Source organism: Spirulina sp. CCY15215, from assembly GCF_016888125.1.
Taxonomy (GTDB): Bacteria; Cyanobacteriota; Cyanobacteriia; order Cyanobacteriales; family Spirulinaceae; genus CCY15215.
Genome location: NZ_JACSWA010000189.1, coordinates 1 through 1,306 on the forward strand (window position 1 = coordinate 1; position 1,306 = coordinate 1,306).

General features: G+C 38.5%; 4 protein-coding genes. 1 reads left to right on the top strand and 3 read right to left on the bottom strand.

All coding sequences use genetic code 11. The features are described from left to right. Positions 1-185: type II toxin-antitoxin system RelE/ParE family toxin (locus tag JUI58_RS01035; RefSeq protein ID WP_204101887.1), on the top strand; the 185-nt coding region annotated here is incomplete at its 5' end. Between the two features lie 10 nt (positions 186-195). Here JUI58_RS01035 and JUI58_RS01040 read toward each other — a convergent pair. From JUI58_RS01040 to JUI58_RS01050, 3 genes are all read right to left on the bottom strand, one after another. Continuing rightward, complete coding sequence (locus JUI58_RS01040; protein WP_204101888.1) at positions 196-588, bottom strand: ACP S-malonyltransferase; 393 nt, start codon at positions 586-588, stop codon at positions 196-198. Then, positions 588-962 carry a DUF433 domain-containing protein gene (locus JUI58_RS01045; protein WP_204101889.1) on the bottom strand — a complete coding sequence of 125 codons (375 nt, stop codon included), beginning with the start codon at positions 960-962 and terminating at the stop codon, positions 588-590. Before JUI58_RS01045 ends, JUI58_RS01040 begins: the two co-directional genes overlap by 1 nt. A 120-nt stretch (positions 963-1,082) precedes the next feature. Then, positions 1,083-1,306: hypothetical protein (locus JUI58_RS01050; protein WP_204101890.1), on the bottom strand; the 224-nt coding region annotated here is incomplete at its 5' end.

The window sequence follows — 1,306 nt, forward strand, 5'->3', positions numbered from 1 at the left end:
TTAAGATAGCTTGGCAATTGCAGCACTCGTTCGGTAATACAAGAACCTTTGTAAAAAAATGCGATCGCGGCCACTCAAATTGTCCACTGCGATCGCCTATCATCAGCAGAAACACTTACAGAACTATTTATACAGTTAGATTAGCTGGAACTGTCTATGTTTTACACGCTTTTCAGAAAAAATAAAAACAAGGTATTAAGGAATAAAAATTCGACTAACTCCTCTTAAATTATCGATATCGAGAACAATTTCAACTAAGCGATCGCTGCAACGATCTCGATAAGAGCGATCGCCAATGCGATCGAGATTTCCCAACGTAATAACGGGTAAAGATTCGGGTGTTGTTTCTTCGCGAATGACCTGTTCTAAAGAATCTTCTCCTTTCATACTGCGATTTGCCGTTAATAAGATCATCTTATTCTCTTGGGCAAACTTCCAAACAACGCGATCGGTGCTATTAATCGCTAATTTTGCTTCAGAAAACATAACAAAATGAATGGGAAGGAGTTCGAGCCAACCTCCAGCTTTGATACTATTAAATAATAGAACGGCTTGACCTTCAATATTATGGTCAATTAAAAACATCATTAATTTAACTTTTCTCTTTGTTCCTTTCGTTCTTGCAACTTTTTCCAAATAGCTCGATATTCGGATTTTGGCTTTGATTTTGCAATTTTTTCAAAATGTTCCCGATTTTTTGCCTCCCAATATTTGCGAACTTCTTCTGCTTGTCGCAACACTATTTTATATTCAGTTTCTAGCAATTTGCGATGAGACTCAATGTATAACATTGCTGCTGCAAACTGCTCGTCTGTCACGCGAAATAAACTGCGAATCGACTCGCGAGGATAATCCGCATGAATGTAGTCTAAAATTTGATATAAAGTAATTCTCGTTCCGGCAATTGTCAAACCTCTCTCGGTACGAATAATTCCAGTGGTTTTATCTTCGACTAAACTCATTGCGATCGCTTGTTTCTATTTCTTCTTTAGTATAGCAATACGATCGCGCAGTTGAGCAATAACAATATCTCCCTCTATTCCTTCTCCTCGTTGCAAAGCATCCACTCCCTCCATCACTTTTTAGTGATTTGCATCGAAAAACCTCAAGCAAAAATGAGTATTTCTTACGATTAGTCCATACACCATCACCATCACCAATCCTAGCGATCGCATATCCCCCAAAGATTGGTACTCTTGCCCAGTAGCTGGGGATTCTCTGCCCGAACTTGTACAAATCCTGAGAATTACGTTAAATTTAATTAAGATAGCTTGGCAATTGCAGCACTCGTTCGGTAATACAAGAA

Excerpts from the sequence above, each read along its gene's own strand:
- JUI58_RS01040 (WP_204101888.1), bottom strand. The coding sequence starts at position 588 with ATGATGTTTTTAATTGACCATAATATTGAAGGTCAAGCCGTTCTATTA.
- JUI58_RS01045 (WP_204101889.1), bottom strand. The coding sequence starts at position 962 with ATGAGTTTAGTCGAAGATAAAACCACTGGAATTATTCGTACCGAGAGA.